The sequence below is a fragment of the Niallia sp. RD1 genome (assembly GCF_024219955.1).
In the GTDB taxonomy this organism is placed as follows: domain Bacteria; phylum Bacillota; class Bacilli; order Bacillales; family Cytobacillaceae; genus Niallia; species Niallia alba.
Window position 1 is genome coordinate 2,071,665 of sequence record NZ_CP100420.1, and the last position, 23,969, is coordinate 2,095,633.

The following is a 23,969-nucleotide window of genomic DNA, read 5'->3' on the forward strand; positions in this document are numbered from 1 at the left end:
GACTACATAGGAGGGGATCTTTATGAAAAGAATAGCTGTATTTTGTGGATCAAGTAATGGAGCATCTGACCTTTATATTCAAGGTGCAAGGGATCTAGGAAAAGAACTTGCTAAACGTAATATTTCGCTTGTATATGGTGGAGCAAGTGTTGGAGTAATGGGTGCTGTGGCTGATGCTGTGTTAGAAGCTGGCGGACATGTCATTGGTGTCATGCCTACTTTCCTTGAAGAAAGAGAAATTTCTCATAAAAACCTGTCAGAGCTTATCGTTGTTGAATCTATGCACGACAGAAAAGCCAAGATGGCCGAACTTGTAGATGGATTCATTACATTACCAGGTGGTCCAGGTACATTAGAAGAATTCTTTGAGATTTTCACATGGGCTCAGTTAGGGCTACATCAGAAGCCTTGCGGATTGTTGAATATTAATGATTATTACACACCACTTATTTCTTTATTTAATCACATGACAGAAGAGCAATTTCTACAGGAAAAATATCGTTCTATGGCTCTTGTAGATACAAAACCACAAGGTTTATTAGATCAATTCAATACATATCAACCTCCTTCAGTGAAAACATATATCACAAAAGCTCAAAGCTAATCAAAACCACCAGTGTGAACTGGTGGTTTGCTCTGCGGCTAAAAGCCTCTCTTACCGGCCTCGGCCTTAAAGGCCCACTGAAAAGGTTTCCCTTCTGCACCACATTCACTCACCAATTCTAAAGAATTTCTTTATTTACTTCCGATTTTTCTCACCAGTGAACGGATCAAATTCTTCGAACAATGTTAGCTGATCAGCCATGTAGTCTTCTTTCAGCTGATTTCTTATATATTCTTGTATTTGTTTCTTATTTCTCCCCACGGTATCAACGTAGAAACCACGACACCAAAATTTCCGATTCCCATAGCGATATTTCAAATTCGCATGTCGATCAAATATCATCAGGCTACTTTTTCCTTTTAAGTAACCCATGAACTGCGATACACTTAATTTTGGTGGGATACTAACCAACATATGGATATGATCCGGACAGGCATTTGCTTCATGTATGATGACACCTTTTCTTTCACATAGCTCTCTTATGATTTGTCCAATACTCTTTTTGTATTTGCCATAAATAATTTGCCTTCTGTATTTTGGGGCAAAGACTATGTGGTACTTACAATTCCATGTTGTATGTGCTAAACTGTTCATGTCCTTCATAAGGGAATACCTCCTTCTTGCGTGAGATAAACTGGTCGGGAAACCAACTTTATCCTACCATGAAAGGAGGTTTTTTTGTTACCTCGCTATAAGCTCTCCGGAACCCCCGGCATAGCCAGGGGTTTTCGAAACCATCAATAAAAGAACAGGATTAGTTACTATCTAATCCTGTTCTTTTGTTTATTTGCAATGTAACTTAATATAATCACTGTTATAGGAAATCATTTAAAGAATCAATAAGATAACTAGAATTATCTATTATCTCGACACAGTAAATGCTTGCAAGTACAATTATAAATATTAATTGTATGTAAGGGGAGAAGAAGCATGAAAAAATTATATAGCGTGGATAAAGCATCAATCTCAGATATCAACCAGATTATTAAATTAAGGGTAGCTTTGCTTAAAGAGGTAAATGAAATTCAAACAGAGGAAGAAGAAAATCAGATCATACATGCTACCAAAAACTATTTAAAAACTGAAATCTCCAATCATAATTTTGTTTCTTACATAGCAAAAAATGATAAGGAAGTTGTAAGTGTAAATGGAGTATCCTTTTTTAAAAGACCTCCGTATTTAGAGAATTTACAAGGTGTAGAAGCTTATATACTTAACATGTATACCTTACCCACTTATAGAAAACAAGGATTGGCTAAACAATTACTTGAGAAATGCATTGAAGAATGTAAGAACAGAGATGTAAAAAGAATTTGGTTACATGCTTCTAAAGATGGTGAACCCTTATACAAAAGTATGGGCTTTAGTTTTAAGGGTAGGGGTAGGGGTAGTACCAGCGTAGCTGACACCACCCGCAAAGTATATGGTTATTATTGGTAAATAATAAGGGGAGAAATTGGGGTCTATGTAGCAATGTAACCAAATCCCGTAATAAACATTTGCTGATATTATAAACTTTAATGGATACAGAAGAAAACCACCCAGAAGTGATCAGGTGGTTTCTAATTTTAATAAGTACCTAATTCATAATAAGTAGTAAACTTTTAATTGCCCTATAGCCAAAGCTTACACCAAACCCTATTAAAACTAGGCCAGCAATAACTGATAACCATTTTAAAAATCGCTGATTAGCAAATTTCCGTCCAAAGTTAACTGATGTTGCAACAGTTAAATCCCAAGCAGCAATTCCAACAAAAATAGCACTGCTATAAAGTAAAGCTTGTCCTGTACCTATGGTATTTAAAGTTGTTGTAAGAACTGAGCCATAAATACCAATCCAAAAAATAATATTTAACGGATTGGATATAGCGATCAAAAATCCCGATATAAATGATTTCGATTTAGTCTCTTTTTCAACTTCATCGGAAATAGTCACTTCCTTAAAAGCATCCCTTATGCTTTCATATCCTAAGTATACTAATATTAGAAATCCAAAAATCCACATAATCAATTGAGCCATTGGCGTGGTCAAATAAGTAGATACACCAAAATATATTAAAAGCATTAAAACAATGTCAGCTGACATCCCACCTAAGCCAACGGCCTATGAATGCCAGAATCCGTTCTTTATTCCTCTCTTTATCATTTCTATATTAATCGGTCCGACTGGTATAGAAAGTGAAAGGCCTAAAACAATATAACTTAAAACATTCATAATTTAACCGTTCTCCCTGTAATTGGACATCTTACTACGCTTTCTTCATTTGTTTCAGGTAGTAAGTATTGTCTCCATTCTCTGTTTGTTGGGTCTCCATAATCCCCAATATCAGGATGTGAATCTATCATATCATAATTTTTTAATCGCTCACGAATGATTTTCCTTACTTGTTGCCCTTTTTTCGTATCTGCTGTAATGTCGTCTAGTGTGCCACGAGGCTGCATCGTTATTTCAAGACCATGAGAAGTAAATCTACTTTTCCTATCCGAATAAAAAGGTGCCCGGCAAACTAAGAAAATAGGTTCTCCCCCAAAACAAAACTCCCATTCTGGATGATTCGGATCCTCTGGCACATTAGGAGGCCATGGTTCTGGATCGTTTTCATTTAAGAATTTAACGACATTCCAAAATCGTTTTTTGTATTCCTCTGCTTGAAGTTCATTTTCTGAAGGTTTAAAAAAGATAACCAATGTTGTTCTTTTACCAATCGATCGATAGGTTTTTATGTATTCATAAACTCCATCTCTTATTTTTAATAATTCATACTGATCATAAGCTGATTCAGCAAATATATAACGAATACAAATCTTCTAGTTCTGATTTTGCTAGTATTTTTTCAAGTTCACGATGAACAGAAAAGTATTCTTGTTTTGTTTCCTTCCAATTTTGAAAGGTCTCAGTTGGTAATCGATATGTAGCGTCATTATTTTCTGCCTTTGGTTCATTTGCTGTTTCACCTAGAAAGCGTAACAGAATTCTCTTTTCATAGAAAAGTAAATGACAAACTAATTCCCAAATGGAATGTGCCCCTTCAACTGGTTTCCAAATTGCCTGTTCCAAAGTAATATTCTCTAGTACTTTTTCAAGTGGTGGAAACCAGTCTTCTTTATCTAAGCAGCTTGCCCATTGTTGTAACAAAAGTGTCCTTACATCCATTTTCTATTCCCTCCAATCTTATCCCTTTTAATAGATAATCCCTTTGGTCAATATTCATTTGCGGCATGTTGTTCTGGCATAACTTACAATTTCGAGATGAACCATCTGATTACCTCCCTTACCCAATTGCTGAGCAACGTTAAAAAAGCACACATTTTATTATTTGTTCCAAAACTCATCAATTTCTGAACGCAGGGAAATTTAAATAGTTTTATAGCTTTCTATCTACTATATGTGTTCATAAACTCTGTAAAGAAATCTATGTTCAGATATTACCCCTAACATTAAGTTATGTTACGATAAAACAGAGAAATTTAAAAATAAGGGGAGAAATTAATGAAGGTAGGATATGCTCGTGTTTCAACAGGCATTCAAAATCTTGATTTACAATTGGATGCTCTTAAAGAACATGGTTGCGAAGAAATATTTACAGATAAAATTAGTGGCGCCAAAGATAAAAGACAAGGATTGGAAGAAGCCCTTCGATTTGTACGCTCTGGTGATACGATAGTAGTTTGGCGCTTAGATCGATTAGGGAGAAATATGCAGCATTTAATTAAAATTGTGAATGACCTTAATGACCGAGGTATTAGTTTCCACAGCTTGCAGGAAAACATTACGATGGACAAGGCTAGTGCAACAGGGCAGCTTATGTTTCATCTATTTGCGGCCTTTGCTGAGTTCGAACGTAATCTTATTCAAGAACGTTCAGCAGCTGGTCGTGCTGCTGCAAGAGCCAGAGGGCGTTTAGGAGGAAGACCGGAGAAGTTAGATAAAAAGGAATTAGAAATGTTGAAGACATTGGTAGCAAATGGGACACCCGTTACTGATATTGCTCAAATGTGGGGAGTTTCCCGAACAACTGTTTATCGATATTTAGAAAAGAAGTAAGTCTTTGCTTACGAAAGGATGGGGAGGAAATGGCATCAAGAGGGAAAGAATTACTTACAGCAGATCAAAGAGCAGAATTTGTAAAAATACCGGATGAAATGAGTAAACAAGAACTAGAAACCTATTATACTTTTTCGCAATTTGATATGGAAATTATAAAACGACACAGAAGAGATCATAATCGCTTAGGGTTTGCTGTCCAATTATGTGTATTGCGCTATCCAGGGTGGTCTCTCACAGATGTTGAACCTATACCAGACTATGTACTCCACTATATAGCAAAACAAATAAATGCTAATCCCGATTCATTTTCTTTATATGCCCAACGTGACCCAACCAAGCATGAACATATGGAAGAAATTCGACAGGTATATGGATACCAGAATTTTTCTGTAAGTACATATCGGGAGTTAGCTCAGTATCTTTTGAAACATGCACTTCAAAATGGCAATTCTATGTATCTACTTCGAACTGTTCAAGAAGAACTTAGGAATCGAAAAATAATCCTTCCTGGAATGACTACAATAGAGCGACTTGTGTGGGATACCCGTCGGAGAGCAGAGGAAAGGATTTTTAACTCTTTAACTGCTACTCTTTCACCGTGGCAAAGACACAAATTGGATAAACTTATAGATCCCTTTGCGGAAAGCAGGAAAACCCCATTGGCATGGTTGAGAGAACTTCCGGGTCAGTCATCACCGGATGCCTTTCTAAAAGTAATAGAGCGTTTAGAATATATTCGGGAGTTGAAACTTCCATTAAACATAAATGAAGTTCATCCTAATCGGTTACTACAATTATCTCGCATTGGGGCACGTTATGAACCCCATTCGTTTCGCAGATTTAAAGAAAATAAGAAATATACCATTCTTGTCGCATACCTAGTAACTCTAAGTCAGGATTTAATTGACCAAGCAATTGAAATTCATGATCGGCAAATGATGATTTTACAATCGAAAGGTCGTAAAACACAAGAGGAAATGCAAAAAGAAAATGGAAAAGCAGTTAACGAAAAAGTTGTTCATTTTGCAGATATTGGGGCTGCACTTATTCAAGCACGAGATGAAGGGCTTGATCCATTTAGGACCATTGAAAAGATAATGCCTTGGGATAAAATCGTTACTTCTGTTGAAGAAGCGAAAAAATTAGCTCGACCAATGGATTATGATTACCTTGATTTGCTAGAGAATCGATTTACTTATCTGAGAAAGTATACCTCTACTCTTTTGAAATCATTAGAATTTCATTCTACAAAAGCAGCAGAACCATTATTACGTGCATTAAAAACATTGAACGTGATGAATGAATCCGGAAAAAGAAAAGTACCAGATGGAGCTCCATTAGATTTCGTCCCAAAACGATGGCAAAAGCATGTATACGATGAGGAAGGAACAATTAATCGACATTATTATGAAATGGCTGCCCTTACGGAATTAAAAAATCATATTCGTTCAGGAGACGTATCTGTAGTCGGCAGTAGGCTTCATAAAGACTTTGAGGAGTACCTTGTTCCCAAAGATGAATGGACAACAACCAATCTTAAAGAAACTAGACTGGCAGTTCGTTCATCAGCAGAGGAATACCTTGAGGAAAGAAAGAAAGAAAGCTCTAGCTGAACGCCTTACATGGGTTTCAAATAACCTTGATAGTCTTGAAGGAATAAATATAGAAAAAGCAAAACTTAGAGTGGATCGTTTGGAAAAGAATACCCCAGAAGATGCACGAACTTTCAGTTTATCCTTATATAATATGCTTCCGAGAATTAAGCTTACTGATCTTTTAATGGAGGTAGCGCACTGGACAGGTTTTGACGAAATGTTAATACATGCTTCCACTAATCGCCCTCCAAATGGAGAAGAAAAGGTCATTTTGATGGCTGCGCTTATGGCAATGGGAACGAATATTGGATTGACTAAAATGGCAGATGCTACACCTGGAGTTACTTATCATCAGATGGCCAATGCCGCACAATGGAGATTATATGATGATGCTATAAATCGAGCACAGGCAACTTTGGTAAATTTTCAACACAAACTTGCTCTAGCTTCTTATTGGGGAGATGGCACCACATCTTCATCCGACGGAATGCGAGTACAGGTTGGTGTTTCATCGTTGCATGCCGAAGCAAATCCCCACTACGGCACAGGAAAAGGGGCAACCATTTATAGGTTTACAAGTGATCAATTTTCCTCGTTTTATACGAAAGTCATTAATACCAATGCAAGAGATGCTGTCCATGTCATCGATGGGTTGCTTCATCATGAAACAGAATTAAATATTGAAGAGCATTTCACAGACACGGCCGGCTATACAGATTCTGTATTCGGATTAAGTCATTTGTTAGGTTTTCGTTTTGCGCCAAGGCTTCGTGACTTAGCTGATTCCAAACTATACACAATTCAAAAGCCAAGTGATTTTCCTGACCTAGAAAAATTACTTCGTGGACGGATTAACACAAAGATTATTCAGGAAAACTTTGATGACGTGCTCCGTTTAGCCCATTCGATTCGAGAAGGAAAAGTGTCTGGTTCGCTTATTATGGGGAAATTGGGATCATATGCAAGGCAAAACAAGTTAGCTGCTGCATTACGAGAAATGGGAAGAATCGAAAAAACTATTTTTATTTTAGATTACATATCTAATGAAGCTCTACGTAGGCGTATTCAACGAGGATTGAATAAAGGAGAAGCTATGAATGGCTTGGCAAGATCATTATTCTTTGGAAAACGAGGGGAGTTACGGGAACGAGGACTGCAAGATCAACTTCAACGTGCAAGCGCTTTAAATATTATAATTAACGCTATTAGTGTATGGAACACCGTATATCTTACCGAAGCAACAAAATTGTTGAAGGAAAAAGGGGATTTTCAAGAAGATCTACTAAAACATATTTCGCCATTAGGATGGGAACATATCAATTTTCTTGGGGAATACACCTTTGATATGAAGAAAATAGCAAGCTTACATTCGCTGCGCCCTCTTATTCAATAAATAATAAGCCGAATTTTCTTAGCGTAGGAAAACTCGGCTTTATTTATGTCGAAATTTGCTTAGCGTATGTTTTGCGCTTTTTGTTGGTAGGACCCCAATAATAAAAAAATTGACTAGACACTATTTAGTGTCATATAATTAGGACACCAAATAGTGTCTGATATATATAAGGGGGGGAGGATTTTGAATAATACTTACCAAAAGCATGATGTTTTTGTAGCTATTGCAGATCCTACAAGACGTAAATTAATACGTTTGTTGGCAGGTGCTGAAGAGTTACCTCTTCACGAATTAACTCCTCATTTTCAAATGGGTCGCACTGCTGTATCGAAACATTTGACTATCCTTAAAGAAGCAGATTTAGTTACTAACCGTAAAATTGGTAGAGAAACAAAGTACCGACTAAATCCAGCTCCCTTACAGGAAGTGAAAGATTGGTTATCTTTTTATGAAAAGTTTTGGAATGAAAGAGCGCTATTATTAAAGAATTTATTGGAGGAATAGATAATGGCAGATTTATTATTAGATTTTCAATTTAAGAGTCCAATCAATAAGGTATGGGACGCTTTAACAAATTCCGATACACTTGCACAATGGGTCATGGTAAATAATTTTAAACCAATTGTAGGATATAAGTGTCAGTTTCGAAATGTGGAAATAGACTTAATTGTGGATAGTGAAGTATTGGTAGTAGACAAGCCTTATAAGCTATCTTACACATGGGTAGGTGGGCCGATAGACACTATCGTCACATGGACATTGAAAGAAGAGAATGGAACTACCTACTTACATCTTGAGCAAACTGGATTTGAAACAGAAGATGTTCAGGCATTTAATGGTGCGAAGTATGGTTGGGCATTTAAGATTGAAGAGCTTAAAAAAGTGTTAGAGGAAATGTAAGACCAAACTTTTGAACGATATAATTTTAATTTTAGGAGGGAATAACATGGAAGTTTTTGCTGAATTTTTAGCGGGGATTGATGATCCTTTCCACAGAGAAAGAACGGAAGAAGTACTTACTTGGATAATAGATAAATATCCAAATTTAAAGACAGAAATTAAATGGAATCAACCCATGTTTACGGATCATGGCACATACATTATTGGCTTTAGCGTATCTAAAAAGCATTTAGCCGCCGCTCCGGAAAGTGTAACAATTACTCATGTAGAGGATGATATCGTAAAGGCGGGCTATGAATACACAAAGGAGATAATACGTATTCCGTGGAAAAGTCCGGTAGACTACACACTACTTGAGAAAATGATTGATTTTAATATGAAAGATAAGGCAAACTGTACAACTTTCTGGAGGAAATAGAAAAACATAGGGTAGCCCTTAGGACGTGTATGAGGGATTCTGTGAGACTTAAAGGAGATAGTGAAATGAGTTTTTTCCAAGATATGATTGCGGTATTTAAAAAGAGACACTAGTGTTGCATTAATTTAAATTCACTATTAAAAATACTCAAAATGTTCAATATTATTATTTTGCGCAAAGAAAAAGTCCTTTATAATGGATTAGTCAGGTGGTAACCCGTCCAAATCCACTAAAAAAGGACCATCACATGGACAAGATTACACGAAAAACTTCATTTGGACAATGGTTTTCACCTATAAATCTTCAATTATTTGAAGAAAACGTGAAAACGATGAAATTAGATTACTATACGAAAAAATTAACGACAGAGTCATTTCTAAAATTACTACTTTTTGCGCAGCTACAAGAAATTGAAAGTCTGCATGCGCTGGGTGATTGTCTTTTCGATGACCAGCTTCAAAAAGGGATAGACCTTGATTCTATTAGTATTTCTCAGTTGTCACGGCGGTTAAACGGCATAAACCCTGATCTATTTCAAAGGCTTTTCCTTGATTTAGTGTCACAAATTCATGCCAAAACGCATTACACGAAACTCGTGATGCCGTTAAAAATCATTGATTCAAGCACATTGCCACTTAATTTGACCAATCATAAATGGGCTAAATTCCGCAAAACAAAAGCAGGTGTAAAGTTACATTTGCGCCTTGTGTTTATGGAAAAGGGTATATCCTATCCTGAAAAGGCCGTTATGACAACGGCAAAAGAACATGACCGTGGTCAGCTTGAAATCATGGTGGATGACAAGGAATGCATGTATGTGTTTGACCGTGGTTATCTAGACTACGAGCGCTTTGATCGCATGACTGATGATGGCTACTTCTTTCTTTCACGGCTACGCAAAAATGCAGTCATACGGAACGTTTACGATTTTAAGCTACCCAAGGATACAGCTGTTTTATCAGACCAAATGGTGTTGATAGGTACGACTCAAAACCGTGCTGAAAATTACTTTCGGCTTCTAAAAGTGATGGACTCAAAAGGAAATGAACTTCATTTAATTACAAATCGTTTTGATTTAAGCGCCGAAGAAATTTCAGAAATGTATAAATCACGGTGGGCAATTGAGCTGTTTTTTAAATGGATCAAACAACATCTCAGCATCAAAAAGTTCTACGGTCAAAGCGAATGGGCGATTCAAAATCAAGTATTTATCGCACTAATTGTTTTTTGCCTACATGTTCTCGTGCAAATCGAGACCAGAAGCAAGCGAAAAACCTTACAGATTAGCCGTTATCTAAGGGCTGCATTGTGGAAACCAGCGAATGTTTGGCTTCGAAAGATTGAAGGAAAAGCCATCCCTTAAATATGCAAATTGTCGTCGTTGCAAAAGTCTAATTGTAAATAAATTTCCAAATGGATGGGGCCACCTTTGATTGGGTATTTACTTTTTTGCCTCTAAACAGGGAAGGTGAGTAAACTGAAAATTATGACACTATTTATGCAACACTAGTGAAAAAGAGAGAATTAGTATTTATAGAAAGCTACAAAGAATCAGAATATGTATATACCTTTGTGTTTGAAAAAGAGAAAGATTTAACCTGGAAAGCAGGTCAGCATGGTTTGTTTAGTATTACTCATAAAAAAGTGAAAAATCCTACTAAACCATTTACAATATCATCTGCCCCAAGTGAAAATAAGATAATTAATTGAGTGTAGTATCTAGGTGGTTAATCAAGCGTCATTCAATTTGTTTTAATATCAAAATCAATCCCAATTCCTGACATTGTAAGTAGATCTGCCTTAGTTCAAATTCATACCTAAATTACGTCTCTACTAAAATGTAGGGGCGTTTTTAAATAATCCATTTTGGTAATCCCAATGGAATTCAAGGAATATTTTAAAGAACATATCGCATGATAAAACAAAAAGGATTTTTTATGTTTGGTCTATTGCTTGCAATTTTCGTGTTTAATATAGCATGTTTTAAAGTAAATAAATTACTGAATAAAAATCAAATTGCCCATATTTGGATGTTTACCGTCGCTTTTCAAACAATGTCTGAACTTTATATTAATTTGAAATATAGAGCGTATTGGTATTTTACTCCAAACGTGGATGTGTACGCGTTTCTTCCTTTAGCATTATTAGTACCTCCTGTGAATATTTTGTTTTTAAATTGGTACCCATATAACAACTCGATTAAAGAGAAAGTATTTTATTTTCTTTATTGGGAGATTTTTATTGTGGCTTATGAAGTAATAACACTTCTGCCGGAACCGTGGGGATACTTTAATTACGGGTGGTGGAATTTAGGATTATCAATATTAGTAGATCCAATACTGCTTTTTATATTGTTAAAGTATTATAAAACGTTTGTGAGAACAGCTGAATAAAAATGTGCAGAGTTATGTCTAAATCATTGTATGACAAAGGAAGAGACTATATTAAATACTTAAATCAATTGGGAAAAATATAAAAAATCAGGATGTTTACCTTACAAGCCCTGCTCTTCGGAGTGGGGTTTTTATCCGTAGGAATAGAGTTGTAAAACACAACTAATACTATGAAAAAAGAGGTGTGATTATGGATGAAATAATAAAAAATTTAGATATACATGCCAAAGGAATTTGGTGTCCTATTGCATGGACAGTAATCTTAGTCTTGGTAGTATTATTAATACCAAAACAAAAACTCAACTGGTTACAGATATATTATACTTACGGTGTAATAGGATTGCTTACTTGGATTTCGAATAGCATTTTTGGAGTGTTTTTAGATTTAGTGGATTTTGGAGATGCGTCAGTAACTGGTTTTGCAGAAATGTTAACGTATACTTTTATTCCCTCATCATTAGCAGTTCTATTTTTGAATATGTTTAGTAGAGAAAAAAAGATTATATTAACAGTAATTTTCTTAATAATATCTTTATTCATCGAGTGGACATGCCATGCTTCTGGTTTTATGGAATATAAAAAATGGAATTTACTATTTAGTGTTCCGGTATACTTTGTTATTTATTATTTTGTTCTTCCATTTCACTACCGTTTAATTAGCGAGATACGGTCAGAAGATTAATATTAGATATTCAAGACCTACAATTTTGGGATTAATATAACGGTATAAGATAAAGCCCTCTCAGCTTTTGAGAAGGGCTTTTAACTATCAATCGTAAGCATGTACATGTAATCACTAAAGCCTTTTTGAGCATTATACTATTTTAAGATCATCAAAATAGGTATTTGCTGATTTGACAGAGGAAATAAAGCCTTTTAATATAGAAGACGGAATTGATTTGAAGAGAATTTCATGGGATTCAGATGTTGAAGTATTGCTAAACTATTTTGGCTAAGATGTAAGTTTCACCTTATAAATGGTCAAAGTATACGATAGCTTGATATAACTTTTAATCATGATATAAGTGTTAAATATCAAGAAGGTTGACCTTATATCCATAATGAGAGGATTTGAGTTTGAATATGATAGATAATTTTTGGCGTGATTTGCCACGACCATTTTTTGTACTAGCACCAATGGAAGAAGTGACCGATGTAGTTTTTCGCCATGTAGTCAGTGAAGCAGCTAGACCGGATGTATATTTTACCGAATTTACAAATACGGAAAGTTATTGTCATCCAGAGGGAACCCAAAGTGTGCGTGGACGTTTAACTTTTACAGAAGATGAACAACCAATCGTTGCACATATATGGGGAGACAAGCCAGAATATTTTCGGCAAATGAGTATTGGTATGGCAGAGCTTGGGTTTAAAGGCATCGATATCAATATGGGCTGTCCAGTACCGAATGTGGCATCCAAGGGGAAGGGAAGCGGGCTTATCCTCCGTCCCGAAGTGGCTGCAGAAATAGTACAAGCTGCAAAAGCGGGTGGGCTACCTGTAAGTGTGAAAACAAGGCTTGGTTATACAGAGATAGAAGAGTGGCGGGACTGGCTAACACATATATTGGAACAGGGAATTGCTAATCTTTCTATTCATTTGCGAACAAGAAAGGAAATGAGTCAAGTAGATGCGCATTGGGAATTGATTCCAGAGATTAAAAAACTTCGTGATCGTATTGCACCAGATACACTTTTAACGATTAATGGGGATATTCCTGATCGTCAAACTGGCTTGAAGCTCGCTGAACAATATGGTGTGGATGGAGTTATGATTGGACGCGGTATTTTTAAAAATCCATTTGCCTTTGAAAAAGAACCAAAAGATCATAGCAGTAAAGAATTGCTTGATCTTTTAAGATTGCATCTTGATCTCCATGATAAATATTCAAAGGAATTAGAGACACGTTCCTTCAAAGCTCTTCATCGCTTTTTTAAGATCTATGTCAAAGGCTTTAGAGGGGCGAGTGAATTGAGAAATCAATTGATGAGTACACAGTCATCAGATGAGGTACGTGCAATGCTTGATGACTTTGAGTCAAAAAACATGGATACGATGGGGACAGGAGAATAATAATTAACAGTAGTTGGCTGGCATGAATGCGGTATGGAACCGGATTTATGCCAGCCAATTTTTATAGGGAAAATACACATTTTCGATGGGAGTCAATATCATCATAGTTATTTCTCACTATATGAATAATTTGTGAACAAATGCCTAGTAATTACTCCATACTCATTGTGAAATTATTACTAAATAATAGTATTTTCACTAGTGTTGCATAAATGTTGTTAGAATATTCAGTTTAAATATGTCCCCTGTTAAGAGCCAAAAAAGTAAATACCCAACTAAAGGTGGATCCATCCATTTGGAAATTTTTTACAATTAGACTTAAGAGACGACGACAATTTGTTTATTAAGGAATGGTTTTTCCTTCAATCTTTCGAAGCCAAATATGTGCTGGTTTCCACAAAGCTGCCCGTAAATATCGGCTAATTTGTAGGGTTTTTCGTTTACTTTTTGTCTCGATTTGTGCGAGAACATGCAGGCAAAAAACAATAAGTGCGATAAACACTTGATTCTGAATTGCCCATTCGCTTTGGCCGTAAAACTTTTTGATATGGAGATGTTGTTTAATCCATTTGAAAAATAACTCAATCGCCCAGCGTGATTTATACATCTTTGAGATTTCTTCAGCACTTAAATCAAAACGATTTGTGATTAAATGAAGCTCATTTCCTTTTGAATCAATCACTTTTAGAAGACGAAAGTAATTTTCGGCACGGTTTTGCGTCGTACCAATCAACACCATTTGATCCGACAAAACAGATGTATTCTCGGGTAGTTTAAAATCGTAAACCTCCCGTATGACTGCGTTTTTTCGCAGCCTAGAAAGGAAAAAGTAGCCGTCATCTGTCATCCGATCAAAGCGTTCGTAGTCTAAGTAACCACGGTCAAACACATACATACATTCCTTGTCATCAACCATTACTTCAAGCTGACCGCGGTCATGTTCTTTGGCCGTTGTCATAATGGCCTTTTCGGGATAGGATATACCTTTTTCCATAAACACAAGGCGTAAGTGCAATTTAACACCCGCTTTTGTTTTGCGGAATTTTGCCCATTTATGATTAGTCAAATTGAGAGGCAATGTGCTTGAATCAATGATTTTTAATGGCATCACAAGTTTCGTGTTGTGCGTTTTGGCATGAATTTGTGAAACTAAATCAAGGAAAAGCTTTTGGAATAAGTCTGGATTCATGCCATTTAAACGGCGTGAGAGTTGGGAAATACTGATAGAATCAAGATCAATGCCCTTTTGCAGTTGATCATCGAAAAGACAATCGCTCAGCGCATGCAGACTTTCGACTTCTTCTAGCTGCGCAAAAAGTAATAATTTTAGAAATGACTCTGTCGTTAGTTTTTTCGTATAGAAATCTAATTTCAACGTTTTCACGTTTTCTTCAAATAATTGAAGATTTATTGGTGAAAACCATTGTCCAAATGAAGTTTTTCGTGTAATCTTGTCCATGCGATAGTCCTTTTTAGTGGATTTGGACGGGTTACCACCTAACTTATCCATTATAAAGGACTTTTTCTTTGCATAAAATGATAAAATTGAACATTTCAAGTATTTTTAATAGTTAAATTAAATTAACGCAACACTAGTGTAGTATTTTATATAATTAATTGGTACTATAAAATTATAGTTTGTGTAAAATTGCACAATGTGATGTTTAAATAGATTAGAAGTACGATTGTTTGAGGCAAAATTCAATTTGAAGATGTGGGGATGCGAAATGATAAGCTAATCGCCACTAGTATATAAAGATGAGGTGTAGCGAGTGTTTCAGTTACTTACAAGAAGAACAGAAGAAATAGATCTCTTAAAAAAGAAAATAGAAGAGTTAAATAATAAATTAGATGAAAGAGAAAATAAATTTCAGCTCTTTTTAAATCATTTGCATATAGAATTACTAAATACCATTGAGCAACATGAAATTGTTAATGATCAGCATAATGTTCTAGATGAGATGGTACAAGCGTTATTAAAAGAGTTTACGAAAGTGGAGAAAAGCACCAAGCAGTCAAATGACGTTTCTAACATTATTTTAAATAATGGTAACCATCTAATGAATTCAACCGAAGAAATGGTGGGCTTATCCACAGATGGGGAAAAGGCAGTAGAGGATGTTTTAACATTAATTAATGATTTAGGGAAACAATCTCAAAATACGTTTATAAGTATGAAGAAACTAAGTGAAAGTTCTAAAGAAATTGAACATATTGTGTCTGTGATTGAGCAAATTTCTCAACAAACAAATCTGCTTGCATTAAATGCTTCCATTGAAGCAGCAAGAGCAGGGGAAAATGGCAAAGGGTTTGTAGTGGTAGCAAATGAAGTAAGAAAGCTTGCCGAAACTACTAATCAAAGTACAAGCATTATTTCAAGCTTAATTAAGCAAATTCAAACTGAAATGACAGATGCTTTTAAAAATAATGAAAAAAATGCCAGTTTAGTAGATGAAGGAATTCAGTTAAGTTCACTAGTGTTGCATAAATAGTGTCATAATTTTCAGTTTACTCACCTTCCCTGTTTAGAGGCAAAAAAGTAAATACCCAATCAAAGGTGGCCCCATCCATTTGGAAATTTATTTACAATTAGACTTTTGCAACGACGACAATTTGCATATTTAAGGGATGGCTTTTCCTTCAATCTTTCGAAGCCAAACATTCGCTGGTTTCCACAATGCAGCCCTTAGATAACGGCTAATCTGTAAGGTTTTTCGCTTGCTTCTGGTCTCGATTTGCACGAGAACATGTAGGCAAAAAACAATTAGTGCGATAAATACTTGATTTTGAATCGCCCATTCGCTTTGACCGTAGAACTTTTTGATGCTGAGATGTTGTTTGATCCATTTAAAAAACAGCTCAATTGCCCACCGTGATTTATACATTTCTGAAATTTCTTCGGCGCTTAAATCAAAACGATTTGTAATTAAATGAAGTTCATTTCCTTTTGAGTCCATCACTTTTAGAAGCCGAAAGTAATTTTCAGCACGGTTTTGAGTCGTACCTATCAACACCATTTGGTCTGATAAAACAGCTGTATCCTTGGGTAGCTTAAAATCGTAAACGTTCCGTATGACTGCATTTTTGCGTAGCCGTGAAAGAAAGAAGTAGCCATCATCAGTCATGCGATCAAAGCGCTCGTAGTCTAGATAACCACGGTCAAACACATACATGCATTCCTTGTCATCCACCATGATTTCAAGCTGACCACGGTCATGTTCTTTTGCCGTTGTCATAACGGCCTTTTCAGGATAGGATATACCCTTTTCCATAAACACAAGGCGCAAATGTAACTTTACACCTGCTTTTGTTTTGCGGAATTTAGCCCATTTATGATTGGTCAAATTAAGTGGCAATGTGCTTGAATCAATGATTTTTAACGGCATCACGAGTTTCGTGTAATGCGTTTTGGCATGAATTTGTGACACTAAATCAAGGAAAAGCCTTTGAAATAGATCAGGGTTTATGCCGTTTAACCGCCGTGACAACTGAGAAATACTAATAGAATCAAGGTCTATCCCTTTTTGAAGCTGGTCATCGAAAAGACAATCACCCAGCGCATGCAGACTTTCAATTTCTTGTAGCTGCGCAAAAAGTAGTAATTTTAGAAATGACTCTGTCGTTAATTTTTTCGTATAGTAATCTAATTTCATCGTTTTCACGTTTTCTTCAAATAATTGAAGATTTATAGGTGAAAACCATTGTCCAAATGAAGTTTTTCGTGTAATCTTGTCCATGTGATGGTCCTTTTTTAGTGGATTTGGACGGGTTACCACCTGACTAATCCATTATAAAGGACTTTTTCTTTGCGCAAAATAATATATTGAACATTTTGAGTATTTTTAATAGTGAATTTAAATTAATGCAACACTAGTGAGTTAAGTTCTCTAACAAAAAAACATATCAATCGATTAATGGAAATAATTACGCAGGTTCAATTAGATATGAAGAAGTTACTGGAAGAAATTGAACACCAAAAAAACTCTAACGAAGAAGTAATAGAAAAGTTTAGTCAAACTACTAATCTATTTGATGAAATAAAACAAGTTATTATTCAGCACATTGATGATGCCGATGTTGTTGGCAAAAAGTTATTAGAAGGTGTAGAGAAAGTAAAGGGTTTTTCAAAGGAAGAATCATAAATTTATCTGGGGGATTTCTACTTTAGGGTAATCTCTGAAATCAGTAGAAAAAAAGTAAGATAGATAACTAATTATAGAATCTAACATGTTTAAATCAAAGCCACTCATACATTCCGCAGCATGGGTGGCTTTGATTTTATATGGAATTGAAGTTTATAAATAATTAGTGAATTTCATCCGGAAGGCAGATTTAATTCTTTTTAAGAAGTATTACTATTTTATATAAAAAGAGTTCAGTAATAGTGGGGATGAGAAAGAAAAACGGATGGAAGTTTTCTTATGTTTTACGCTTCTCTTAGAAGAAGCTATCTAGAAGTATTGCGTGTTTATCCCACTCTTAACGGACAGTAAGACTCAACTGTAAGCTTATGAGAATACGAGGAAGATAGGTGGGAGATCAACTGTCCGTAAAGGTCCGATTGATTCAACTAACGATCAGTGGGGGAGGAAGGAAAAACCCACTGATGGAAGTTTCACTTTATTTGCTTTGTTTGATTAGATACATGCGGATGATATAATATTCTTATGATGATATAGGAAAAAAGGCATATTTAGTTTCTAGTTTTAACCTATAGTACTAGAAAGCTTTACATCGTTGGTCATATAAAGATAGAAAGGGATTGTCCTATGGCATTTTTAAAAGTTAAAAACGAATCGAAACGGTATCATTTAGGCGATAATGTTATCGTTGCTAATGATGATATTAGCTTTGAAATTGAAAAAGGTGAATTGGTTGTTATTCTTGGTCCAAGTGGGGCAGGAAAATCTACTGTATTAAACATTTTAGGAGGCATGGATCAACCCGATGAGGGACAAATTTTAATTGAGGGACAAGATATTGCTAACTATAGTGAGCGCCAATTAACGGAGTATCGAAGAACGGAAGTTGGTTTTGTTTTTCAGTTCTATAATTTAGTGCCTAACTTAACGGCTAAGGAAAATGTTGAATTAGCTTCACAAGTTTCTCCTCATTCTTTAGATGTGGTTACAACACTCGAACAGGTGGGACTGGGTAATCGTTTGGACAATTTTCCGGCACAATTATCTGGCGGAGAACAGCAAAGAGTGGCTATTGCAAGGGCCTTGGCGAAAAATCCTAAACTTTTACTATGTGATGAACCTACAGGAGCATTGGATTATACAACGGGAAAACAAGTATTAAAACTACTGCAAGAAACTTCACGCCGTACTGGAACTACTGTTATTATTATCACCCATAATTCTGCATTAGCACCAATGGCAGATAAAGTCATTAAAATCAATGATGCCAAAGTTCGGTCCATCGAACTAAACCCTAACCCCGTATCTGTTGATTCAATCGAATGGTAAGTAGGTGTGAAAAATGATAAATGTTTATCTTAAATCATCATTTAAAGAAATAAGCAGTTCGAAAGGGAAATTTATTTCAATCATTTTAATTATTCTCCTTGGTACGATGCTTTTTGTGGGAGTTCGATCAACTGGTCCAGATTTAAGTAATTCTGCAAGTTCTTATGTAAATAACTATCATTTAGCAGATTTACAAATTATCTCGACCATGGGGTTAACAGAAGAGGATGTGCAGATACTTCAAAAGGAAGAAAATCTGGTTGTAGAGGCAGGATTTTCAGCCACCTATGAAAAAAATAAAGAAGAATTGGTACAAATTCTTTCTTATTCAAATGATGCCAACCTGAATAAATGGAAAGTCATAGAAGGGGATTTACCAAAATCTAATCAAGAAATAGTGTTAGATTATAAAGCCAAAGAATTCGGTTTTAAGTTGGGAGAAGAGTATAAAATCAATTCTCCAGAAATTGAAAATAAAACTTTCACTATTGTTGGATTCGTGAACTCTCCGCTTTATTTAAGTACTTCTGATCGGGGAACCACTGATAGTGGAAATGGGAATATTGATTATTTTGCTTATATTCCAGAAGCTGCATTTTCGCAAGATGTATACAGTCAGTTATTCATTAAGTTTTTAGATACAGAGAACCTAGTTGCTGATAGTAGTGAATATACTAGCGTTTTAGATGAAAATGTTTCAAAGGTAGAGCAGCTTTACGCTGACAGACCGGAAAAACGATTAGAGGAAATTCAAACAAAAGCAAAAGAAACTCTATATGCTAATTTACAAGAAATCGAGCAGGGAAAAGAACAGGTAGAATTAGCAAAAATGCAAAGCGGTGCGGATCTTTCTTCACTAGATGCTGAGAGTGAGAAATTAAATAAACTGGAAAATGACATTGACGAAAAAATAGCAGAAGTGGAGACAATGGAAGAGCCAGTATATTACTTCCAGACTCGATCTTCCAATCCTGGGTATCAGGACTATTTCGATAGTGCGACAAGCATTACCGCTATCGCAGGTATTTTCCCAGCATTCTTCTTATTTATCGCAGTGCTCGTTACTTTTACAACGATGTCGCGAATGGTAGAAGAAAACCGCGGAGAAATCGGTACTCTGAAGGCTCTAGGATATAAGAAAATAGAAATAGCCCAGAAATATATTATTTATACACTCTTAGCAGGAGTTCTTGGTGTGGGGTTAGGTACAGTTATTGGTACAAAAACGCTTCCCCCTTTTATCTTTCATCTTTTTGAAGAGTATAATATTCCAACCTTTGTTGGCCAATATCACTGGAATTATATAGTTCAAGCCCTTATTGCAGGATTATTTGCTACATTAGGATCAGCACTCTATGTATTATGGAAAGATCTTAGAGAGAAACCGTCAACACTTATGAGACCAAGAGCGTCTAAATCTGGTAAGCGAATCTTGCTTGAACGAATTACTCCTCTATGGAACAGACTAAACTTTAATCAAAAAGTAAGTTATCGTAATCTGTTTCGGTATAAATCGCGAATGATTATGGCAATTGTCGGGATCTCTGGGTGTACTGGATTGATTCTTGCTGGCTATGGTATTAAGAACTCAATTGAAGATTTACAGCCTAAGCAGTTTAGTGAAATTCTTCACTATCAGGGTATCGTTACGATGGATCGTCCGACAGCACTTACACATTCTTCCCTCATTACTGAGGAAATGAATGCGGTTGTGGAATCAGTAAGTGTAAAAAATAAAACGCGTAGCTCACAGACAGTAAGTATGATTTCACCTAGCCGTACGGAGAAATTCAACAATTATGTATCATTACATGATGTAAATAAAAATAGGGTAACTGTTTTGCCGGAAGTTGGAGCTCTAATTACGCAGAAGCTGGCGAAGGATATGAATGTCGAAAATGGTGATACATTATCTATTAATAAAGATAGTAAAACAGTCAAAATAAGAGTAGTGGGCATTGTAAAAAATTATGCAGGACATTTTATGTATATTGCTCCAACTTATTATGAAGAACTTTTTGGAGACTACGAGCCAACATCTGTTTTAATAAAAACGAAAAAGTTATCAGCATCTGAACAAAAAAACCTGACAACGAGCTTGCTTGAAAATTCAGATGTGAAAAATGTTAGTTTCTTTAAAGAAAGTGGCGGAATTCAGCAATTTGGTTCCTTAAATTCGGTGGTAATGATCATGATTATATTATCTGGGGCTCTGGCACTGGTAGTATTATATAATCTTACTAATATTAATATTTCAGAACGTATTCGAGAATTATCGACTATTAAGGTGTTAGGTTTCTATAATAAAGAAGTAACATCTTATGTGATGAGAGAAAGTATGGTTCTTTCATTATTAGGAATATTATTAGGTTTCATGGTGGGAACGTACTTACACAGGTTTATTTTAACTACTGCCGAGAGTGGGAACATTGTTTTTCCGTTAACTATTCATTGGTCTAGTTTCGTTTATGCCGGGCTAATTACACTGTTTTTTAATTTCTTAGTAATTGGCATTGCACACTTTAAGTTAAAACATATCAATATGATTGATGCGCTTAAGTCAAATGAATAAAAAGTAATACTAAAAAATATAGAGACCCTATTTCGTATGAAAATACTGCGAATAGGGTCTTTATATTTTACGAACGAGGGACATTAGTATTCCAACCAAATATAAACTCGAACAATTATACGTAGATGAAAATAAAACTTCCGTATAATTGTTTGGATTTTTTATTCATTTTAAGAAAGAAGATTTGTGGGTATCACCAGTAGACTGAATACACTTCGCTTTCCATGGGGTTCGTCACTTCGCTCCTGTGGAAAGTAGAGCAAAACCTAAGACCCCACAGGCGGAGGCTTAGGTTGCTCCCTGTGGAAAGCGATTGTCTGTAGTGCGATGGAACAAATTGGTTTCGCTACTAAATAAGAGATTGTTCATCTTTCCCCATTATCCATAAAGTTTTGTTCTTTCAAGTAATTCAGCACCGTCTGTGAAAATTCGTGATGAGATTCTTTCGTATATTTAGCAATCGTATAGATTTGAGCAAGGTTTTTCAGTCCTAATCGTTCTGTCATTTCTTTAAGGTGAGGGACGTCCATATAGCGATTCCAGCCTTTTTCGTCTCGTTCTTTATAGATTTCCAGTATTTCTTGGTCGGAATAGTCTTGATAGGTATCATAGTGAACAAGTCCATTTCTTGGCAGTCGATCACGTGGGGCTGGATTTTCTGCTGGATATCCTAAAGAATAACCAACAACAGGTACAACATTTGCAGGTAAATTTAATAGTTTGCCAATTTGATCGCAATTGGCAAGGGTGGAGCCCATATAGCAAATACCAAGTCCCGCATTTTCCGCTGCTAATGCACAGTTTTGTGATACTAAGGTTGCATCAATGGCTCCTATCATAAAGCTCATAAAATTATCAAAATGTACAGGAGCCTCATTAAGGGAAAGCCATTTCCTCATTCGATTAAAATCAGCACAAAATGTTAGTAGGATAGGTGCATCAACAACCATGGATTGGTCCATATGGGCGCTGTACAATTTGTTCTTCCGTTCTTTATCTTTGGTAACGACAATCGAATAAGACTGCATATTGCCACTGGATGAAGCACGAATGCCTGCATCTAATATTTCCTCCAGCAACTCTTGACTTACCTCCTTATCTTCATATTTCCGAATCGATCTATGCCCGTGGATAACATCTTTTAATTCCAAACAATCACCCCTAATTTGTTTTTTCATCATTATAAAGTTCCATTTTGCGCGCGAAAATCCTCTAAAAATGTAAATAATTCTACTCAGTGTATGTAGTTAAATGGAAAGATAAATTAGTGCTTTTCTCGAAAATCGATTTCTGGGAAAAGCTAGGCAAACTTTTGAATATGATTAATCACTATTTGAAAAAATAGAAATGAAACTAAATCCAGTTTAATTCGTAATAATAAAGGAAGATATAAAACGAAAAAAATAATACGAAGAAGTAAATATTCCAAAGAAAAAGGAGTGTTAAGGATGGAAAGTAAAGGCTGTATAAAATGCGGTGGAACAGATGTAGGAACAAAAGATGTAGCAATGACAGGAACAGGTTTATCAAAGCTAATGGATATTCAGCATAATACATTTACGGTTGTCTTTTGCAAGAAATGTGGATACTCAGAGTTTTATAACAAACAAACATCAAAAGGGTCCAATATTTTAGATTTATTTTTAGGGTAAGTGAACACGAGACTAATTACGAATAGAGAGTTATTTAAATAATTCCATCCGGGAGACCAATCATATTTGAAGGGGTCTCTTTATTTTAGCTGGTTTCTAAAAGATTATGTTTTTTCAATAGGAAAAATTATTCAGGCTGCGGGTAATCGCAACAAACTTTACGAAAACAGCCATTAAATAAAATCTAAATTTGCGAGTGACAAAAATGAAGCCTTTAAAAGAAATTAGTAGAAAAATACATCGATTAATTTATATAGTTTCTGCCTTGCTTATGGTATTGTTAGGACTTTCCTCCAGAAGATTCAGTAATCATCTTCCTACTTTTATCGCAGAGAATTCGGGGGATATGCTTTGGGTGATGATGGTATATTTTGGTTTTCGGTTTCTTTTGATAAGAAAAAGTCTCCTTTTTGCCGGAATAATGAGTCTCCTATTTAGTTTTGGAATCGAATGCAGTCAATTGTATCAAGCGGATTGGATAAATGATCTTCGTAATACAACAATTGGTGCGTTAATTTTAGGAAGGGGATTCCTTCTAATCGATCTAATCCGCTATTTATTAGGGATATTATTAGCTGGACTATTAGACAAATTTTTGCTTTTGAAAAAACATGGTAATTCCATAAGAGAACACTAAAAAAGTCTTTTTTTTTTCGTGTGAAATGAAGAGCAAGCATATTTGAAAGTGAAAATAAGGGTGGTTTGGAGAGGCGTCCGCTCGTCCCATGGAAAGCGAGCGGACGTCTCGGAAAACAAATCTATCATCTTATGTTTAAAAAGTGGCTATTGTCCATCATCATTAACTAGCCAGTTTTTCAGTGCCCTCATTCCATAACAGACTATTTTTTTG

Annotated in this window: 23 protein-coding genes and 3 pseudogenes; 19 read left to right on the forward strand and 7 right to left on the reverse strand. The window is 35.6% G+C overall.

Annotation, left to right across the window (positions count from 1 at the left end):
• The first annotated feature begins 22 nt into the window (after positions 1-22).
• Positions 23-604 (forward strand): LOG family protein, encoded by a 582-nt coding sequence (locus tag NKG37_RS09885; protein ID WP_025911950.1) that lies wholly within the window; start codon positions 23-25, stop codon positions 602-604.
• A 135-nt stretch (positions 605-739) separates the two neighbouring features.
• Here the strand turns inward: NKG37_RS09885 and tnpA are convergent, their stop codons facing one another.
• Complete coding sequence (gene tnpA / locus NKG37_RS09890) at positions 740-1,207, reverse strand: IS200/IS605 family transposase (protein ID WP_100525941.1); 468 nt, start codon at positions 1,205-1,207, stop codon at positions 740-742.
• A 327-nt stretch (positions 1,208-1,534) separates the two neighbouring features.
• Between tnpA and NKG37_RS09895 the strand changes: the two genes are divergently transcribed.
• A complete protein-coding gene (locus NKG37_RS09895) occupies positions 1,535-2,044 on the forward strand; it encodes a GNAT family N-acetyltransferase (RefSeq protein ID WP_169187814.1) in 510 nt (169 codons plus the stop codon).
• Between the two features lie 139 nt (positions 2,045-2,183).
• Here the strand turns inward: NKG37_RS09895 and NKG37_RS09900 are convergent.
• The 3 genes and pseudogenes from NKG37_RS09900 to NKG37_RS09910 all read right to left on the reverse strand — a co-directional run bounded on the left by NKG37_RS09900 (position 2,184) and on the right by NKG37_RS09910 (position 3,758).
• A pseudogene (locus NKG37_RS09900) lies at positions 2,184-2,819 on the reverse strand (LysE family translocator).
• Positions 2,816-3,400, reverse strand: a pseudogene (locus NKG37_RS09905) (YqcI/YcgG family protein); the annotation flags it as partial. The pseudogenes NKG37_RS09900 and NKG37_RS09905, both read right to left, overlap by 4 nt.
• Positions 3,384-3,758, reverse strand: a complete 375-nt coding sequence (locus NKG37_RS09910; RefSeq protein WP_169187815.1) for a DinB family protein — start codon at positions 3,756-3,758, stop codon at positions 3,384-3,386. The gene NKG37_RS09910 and the pseudogene NKG37_RS09905, both read right to left, overlap by 17 nt.
• A gap of 336 nt (positions 3,759-4,094) precedes the next feature.
• On the opposite strand from NKG37_RS09910, the gene NKG37_RS09915 reads away from it, so the two are divergent.
• The 11 genes and pseudogenes from NKG37_RS09915 to NKG37_RS09965 all read left to right on the forward strand — a co-directional run bounded on the left by NKG37_RS09915 (position 4,095) and on the right by NKG37_RS09965 (position 13,424).
• The gene (locus NKG37_RS09915; protein ID WP_108072856.1) at positions 4,095-4,649 is read left to right on the forward strand and encodes a recombinase family protein; all 555 of its coding nucleotides are present in this window, start codon (positions 4,095-4,097) and stop codon (positions 4,647-4,649) included.
• Positions 4,650-4,678: 29 nt separating this feature from the next.
• The gene (locus tag NKG37_RS09920) at positions 4,679-6,265 is read left to right on the forward strand and encodes a DUF4158 domain-containing protein (protein WP_254416155.1); all 1,587 of its coding nucleotides are present in this window, start codon (positions 4,679-4,681) and stop codon (positions 6,263-6,265) included.
• Positions 6,168-7,640 (forward strand): Tn3 family transposase, encoded by a 1,473-nt coding sequence (locus NKG37_RS09925; protein ID WP_254416156.1) that lies wholly within the window; start codon positions 6,168-6,170, stop codon positions 7,638-7,640. The genes NKG37_RS09920 and NKG37_RS09925 overlap by 98 nt, the downstream gene beginning before the upstream one ends.
• A 183-nt stretch (positions 7,641-7,823) precedes the next feature.
• A complete protein-coding gene (locus tag NKG37_RS09930) occupies positions 7,824-8,144 on the forward strand; it encodes an ArsR/SmtB family transcription factor (RefSeq protein WP_016202199.1) in 321 nt (106 codons plus the stop codon).
• Between the two features lie 3 nt (positions 8,145-8,147).
• Positions 8,148-8,540: an SRPBCC family protein gene (locus tag NKG37_RS09935; protein WP_205835567.1), complete on the forward strand. Its 393-nt coding sequence runs from the start codon at positions 8,148-8,150 to the stop codon at positions 8,538-8,540.
• Positions 8,541-8,586: 46 nt separating this feature from the next.
• The gene (locus NKG37_RS09940; protein WP_169187817.1) at positions 8,587-8,958 is read left to right on the forward strand and encodes an iron chaperone; all 372 of its coding nucleotides are present in this window, start codon (positions 8,587-8,589) and stop codon (positions 8,956-8,958) included.
• Between the two features lie 247 nt (positions 8,959-9,205).
• Positions 9,206-10,321 carry an IS4 family transposase gene (locus tag NKG37_RS09945; RefSeq protein ID WP_169187985.1) on the forward strand — a complete coding sequence of 372 codons (1,116 nt, stop codon included), beginning with the start codon at positions 9,206-9,208 and terminating at the stop codon, positions 10,319-10,321.
• A gap of 131 nt (positions 10,322-10,452) precedes the next feature.
• Positions 10,453-10,653: pseudogene (locus tag NKG37_RS09950) on the forward strand (oxidoreductase); the annotation flags it as partial.
• Positions 10,654-10,871: 218 nt separating this feature from the next.
• Positions 10,872-11,351, forward strand: a complete 480-nt coding sequence (locus NKG37_RS09955) for a hypothetical protein (RefSeq protein ID WP_169187819.1) — start codon at positions 10,872-10,874, stop codon at positions 11,349-11,351.
• A gap of 190 nt (positions 11,352-11,541) precedes the next feature.
• Positions 11,542-12,033 carry a hypothetical protein gene (locus NKG37_RS09960; RefSeq protein ID WP_169187820.1) on the forward strand — a complete coding sequence of 164 codons (492 nt, stop codon included), beginning with the start codon at positions 11,542-11,544 and terminating at the stop codon, positions 12,031-12,033.
• A gap of 401 nt (positions 12,034-12,434) precedes the next feature.
• Positions 12,435-13,424 carry a tRNA dihydrouridine synthase gene (locus tag NKG37_RS09965; protein WP_016202206.1) on the forward strand — a complete coding sequence of 330 codons (990 nt, stop codon included), beginning with the start codon at positions 12,435-12,437 and terminating at the stop codon, positions 13,422-13,424.
• Between the two features lie 343 nt (positions 13,425-13,767).
• On the opposite strand, the gene NKG37_RS09970 is transcribed toward NKG37_RS09965, so the two are convergent.
• Positions 13,768-14,883 carry an IS4 family transposase gene (locus tag NKG37_RS09970; RefSeq protein WP_100525938.1) on the reverse strand — a complete coding sequence of 372 codons (1,116 nt, stop codon included), beginning with the start codon at positions 14,881-14,883 and terminating at the stop codon, positions 13,768-13,770.
• Between the two features lie 313 nt (positions 14,884-15,196).
• On the opposite strand from NKG37_RS09970, the gene NKG37_RS26060 reads away from it, so the two are divergent.
• Entirely contained in the window at positions 15,197-15,916 is a 720-nt protein-coding gene (locus tag NKG37_RS26060; RefSeq protein WP_302183223.1) for a methyl-accepting chemotaxis protein, read from the forward strand.
• Between the two features lie 129 nt (positions 15,917-16,045).
• Here NKG37_RS26060 and NKG37_RS09980 read toward each other — a convergent pair whose 3' ends face one another.
• Complete coding sequence (locus tag NKG37_RS09980; protein ID WP_169187985.1) at positions 16,046-17,161, reverse strand: IS4 family transposase; 1,116 nt, start codon at positions 17,159-17,161, stop codon at positions 16,046-16,048.
• Positions 17,162-17,338: 177 nt separating this feature from the next.
• On the opposite strand from NKG37_RS09980, the gene NKG37_RS09985 reads away from it, so the two are divergent.
• The 3 genes from NKG37_RS09985 (at position 17,339) to NKG37_RS09995 (ending at position 21,467) form a co-directional block, all read left to right on the forward strand.
• Positions 17,339-17,566 carry a hypothetical protein gene (locus NKG37_RS09985; RefSeq protein ID WP_254416157.1) on the forward strand — a complete coding sequence of 76 codons (228 nt, stop codon included), beginning with the start codon at positions 17,339-17,341 and terminating at the stop codon, positions 17,564-17,566.
• Positions 17,567-18,193: 627 nt separating this feature from the next.
• Positions 18,194-18,895, forward strand: coding sequence for an ABC transporter ATP-binding protein (locus NKG37_RS09990; RefSeq protein WP_016202208.1), 702 nt, complete (start codon positions 18,194-18,196; stop codon positions 18,893-18,895).
• 13 nt (positions 18,896-18,908) lie between these two features.
• A complete protein-coding gene (locus tag NKG37_RS09995) occupies positions 18,909-21,467 on the forward strand; it encodes an ABC transporter permease (RefSeq protein ID WP_254416158.1) in 2,559 nt (852 codons plus the stop codon).
• Positions 21,468-21,832: 365 nt separating this feature from the next.
• Here the strand turns inward: NKG37_RS09995 and NKG37_RS10000 are convergent, their stop codons facing one another.
• Positions 21,833-22,618, reverse strand: coding sequence for a nitroreductase family protein (locus NKG37_RS10000; RefSeq protein ID WP_169187823.1), 786 nt, complete (start codon positions 22,616-22,618; stop codon positions 21,833-21,835).
• A 297-nt stretch (positions 22,619-22,915) separates the two neighbouring features.
• Between NKG37_RS10000 and NKG37_RS10005 the strand changes: the two genes are divergently transcribed.
• Entirely contained in the window at positions 22,916-23,119 is a 204-nt protein-coding gene (locus tag NKG37_RS10005) for a zinc ribbon domain-containing protein (protein WP_016202211.1), read from the forward strand.
• 205 nt (positions 23,120-23,324) lie between these two features.
• Complete coding sequence (locus tag NKG37_RS10010; protein ID WP_016202212.1) at positions 23,325-23,756, forward strand: ribosomal maturation YjgA family protein; 432 nt, start codon at positions 23,325-23,327, stop codon at positions 23,754-23,756.
• Positions 23,757-23,969 lie beyond the last annotated feature (213 nt).

What these genes read in the sequence shown, in the direction of transcription:
- NKG37_RS09885 (WP_025911950.1), top strand. Translation starts at nt 23, where the DNA reads ATGAAAAGAATAGCTGTATTTTGTGGATCAAGTAATGGAGCATCTGAC.
- tnpA (WP_100525941.1), bottom strand. Translation starts at nt 1,207, where the DNA reads ATGAAGGACATGAACAGTTTAGCACATACAACATGGAATTGTAAGTAC.
- NKG37_RS09895 (WP_169187814.1), top strand. Translation starts at nt 1,535, where the DNA reads ATGAAAAAATTATATAGCGTGGATAAAGCATCAATCTCAGATATCAAC.
- NKG37_RS09910 (WP_169187815.1), bottom strand. Translation starts at nt 3,758, where the DNA reads ATGGATGTAAGGACACTTTTGTTACAACAATGGGCAAGCTGCTTAGAT.
- NKG37_RS09915 (WP_108072856.1), top strand. Translation starts at nt 4,095, where the DNA reads ATGAAGGTAGGATATGCTCGTGTTTCAACAGGCATTCAAAATCTTGAT.
- NKG37_RS09920 (WP_254416155.1), top strand. Translation starts at nt 4,679, where the DNA reads ATGGCATCAAGAGGGAAAGAATTACTTACAGCAGATCAAAGAGCAGAA.
- NKG37_RS09925 (WP_254416156.1), top strand. Translation starts at nt 6,168, where the DNA reads ATGAATGGACAACAACCAATCTTAAAGAAACTAGACTGGCAGTTCGTT.
- NKG37_RS09935 (WP_205835567.1), top strand. Translation starts at nt 8,148, where the DNA reads ATGGCAGATTTATTATTAGATTTTCAATTTAAGAGTCCAATCAATAAG.
- NKG37_RS09940 (WP_169187817.1), top strand. Translation starts at nt 8,587, where the DNA reads ATGGAAGTTTTTGCTGAATTTTTAGCGGGGATTGATGATCCTTTCCAC.
- NKG37_RS09945 (WP_169187985.1), top strand. Translation starts at nt 9,206, where the DNA reads ATGGACAAGATTACACGAAAAACTTCATTTGGACAATGGTTTTCACCT.
- NKG37_RS09955 (WP_169187819.1), top strand. Translation starts at nt 10,872, where the DNA reads ATGATAAAACAAAAAGGATTTTTTATGTTTGGTCTATTGCTTGCAATT.
- NKG37_RS09960 (WP_169187820.1), top strand. Translation starts at nt 11,542, where the DNA reads ATGGATGAAATAATAAAAAATTTAGATATACATGCCAAAGGAATTTGG.
- NKG37_RS09965 (WP_016202206.1), top strand. Translation starts at nt 12,435, where the DNA reads ATGATAGATAATTTTTGGCGTGATTTGCCACGACCATTTTTTGTACTA.
- NKG37_RS09970 (WP_100525938.1), bottom strand. Translation starts at nt 14,883, where the DNA reads ATGGACAAGATTACACGAAAAACTTCATTTGGACAATGGTTTTCACCA.
- NKG37_RS09980 (WP_169187985.1), bottom strand. Translation starts at nt 17,161, where the DNA reads ATGGACAAGATTACACGAAAAACTTCATTTGGACAATGGTTTTCACCT.
- NKG37_RS09985 (WP_254416157.1), top strand. Translation starts at nt 17,339, where the DNA reads ATGGAAATAATTACGCAGGTTCAATTAGATATGAAGAAGTTACTGGAA.
- NKG37_RS09990 (WP_016202208.1), top strand. Translation starts at nt 18,194, where the DNA reads ATGGCATTTTTAAAAGTTAAAAACGAATCGAAACGGTATCATTTAGGC.
- NKG37_RS09995 (WP_254416158.1), top strand. Translation starts at nt 18,909, where the DNA reads ATGATAAATGTTTATCTTAAATCATCATTTAAAGAAATAAGCAGTTCG.
- NKG37_RS10005 (WP_016202211.1), top strand. Translation starts at nt 22,916, where the DNA reads ATGGAAAGTAAAGGCTGTATAAAATGCGGTGGAACAGATGTAGGAACA.
- NKG37_RS10010 (WP_016202212.1), top strand. Translation starts at nt 23,325, where the DNA reads ATGAAGCCTTTAAAAGAAATTAGTAGAAAAATACATCGATTAATTTAT.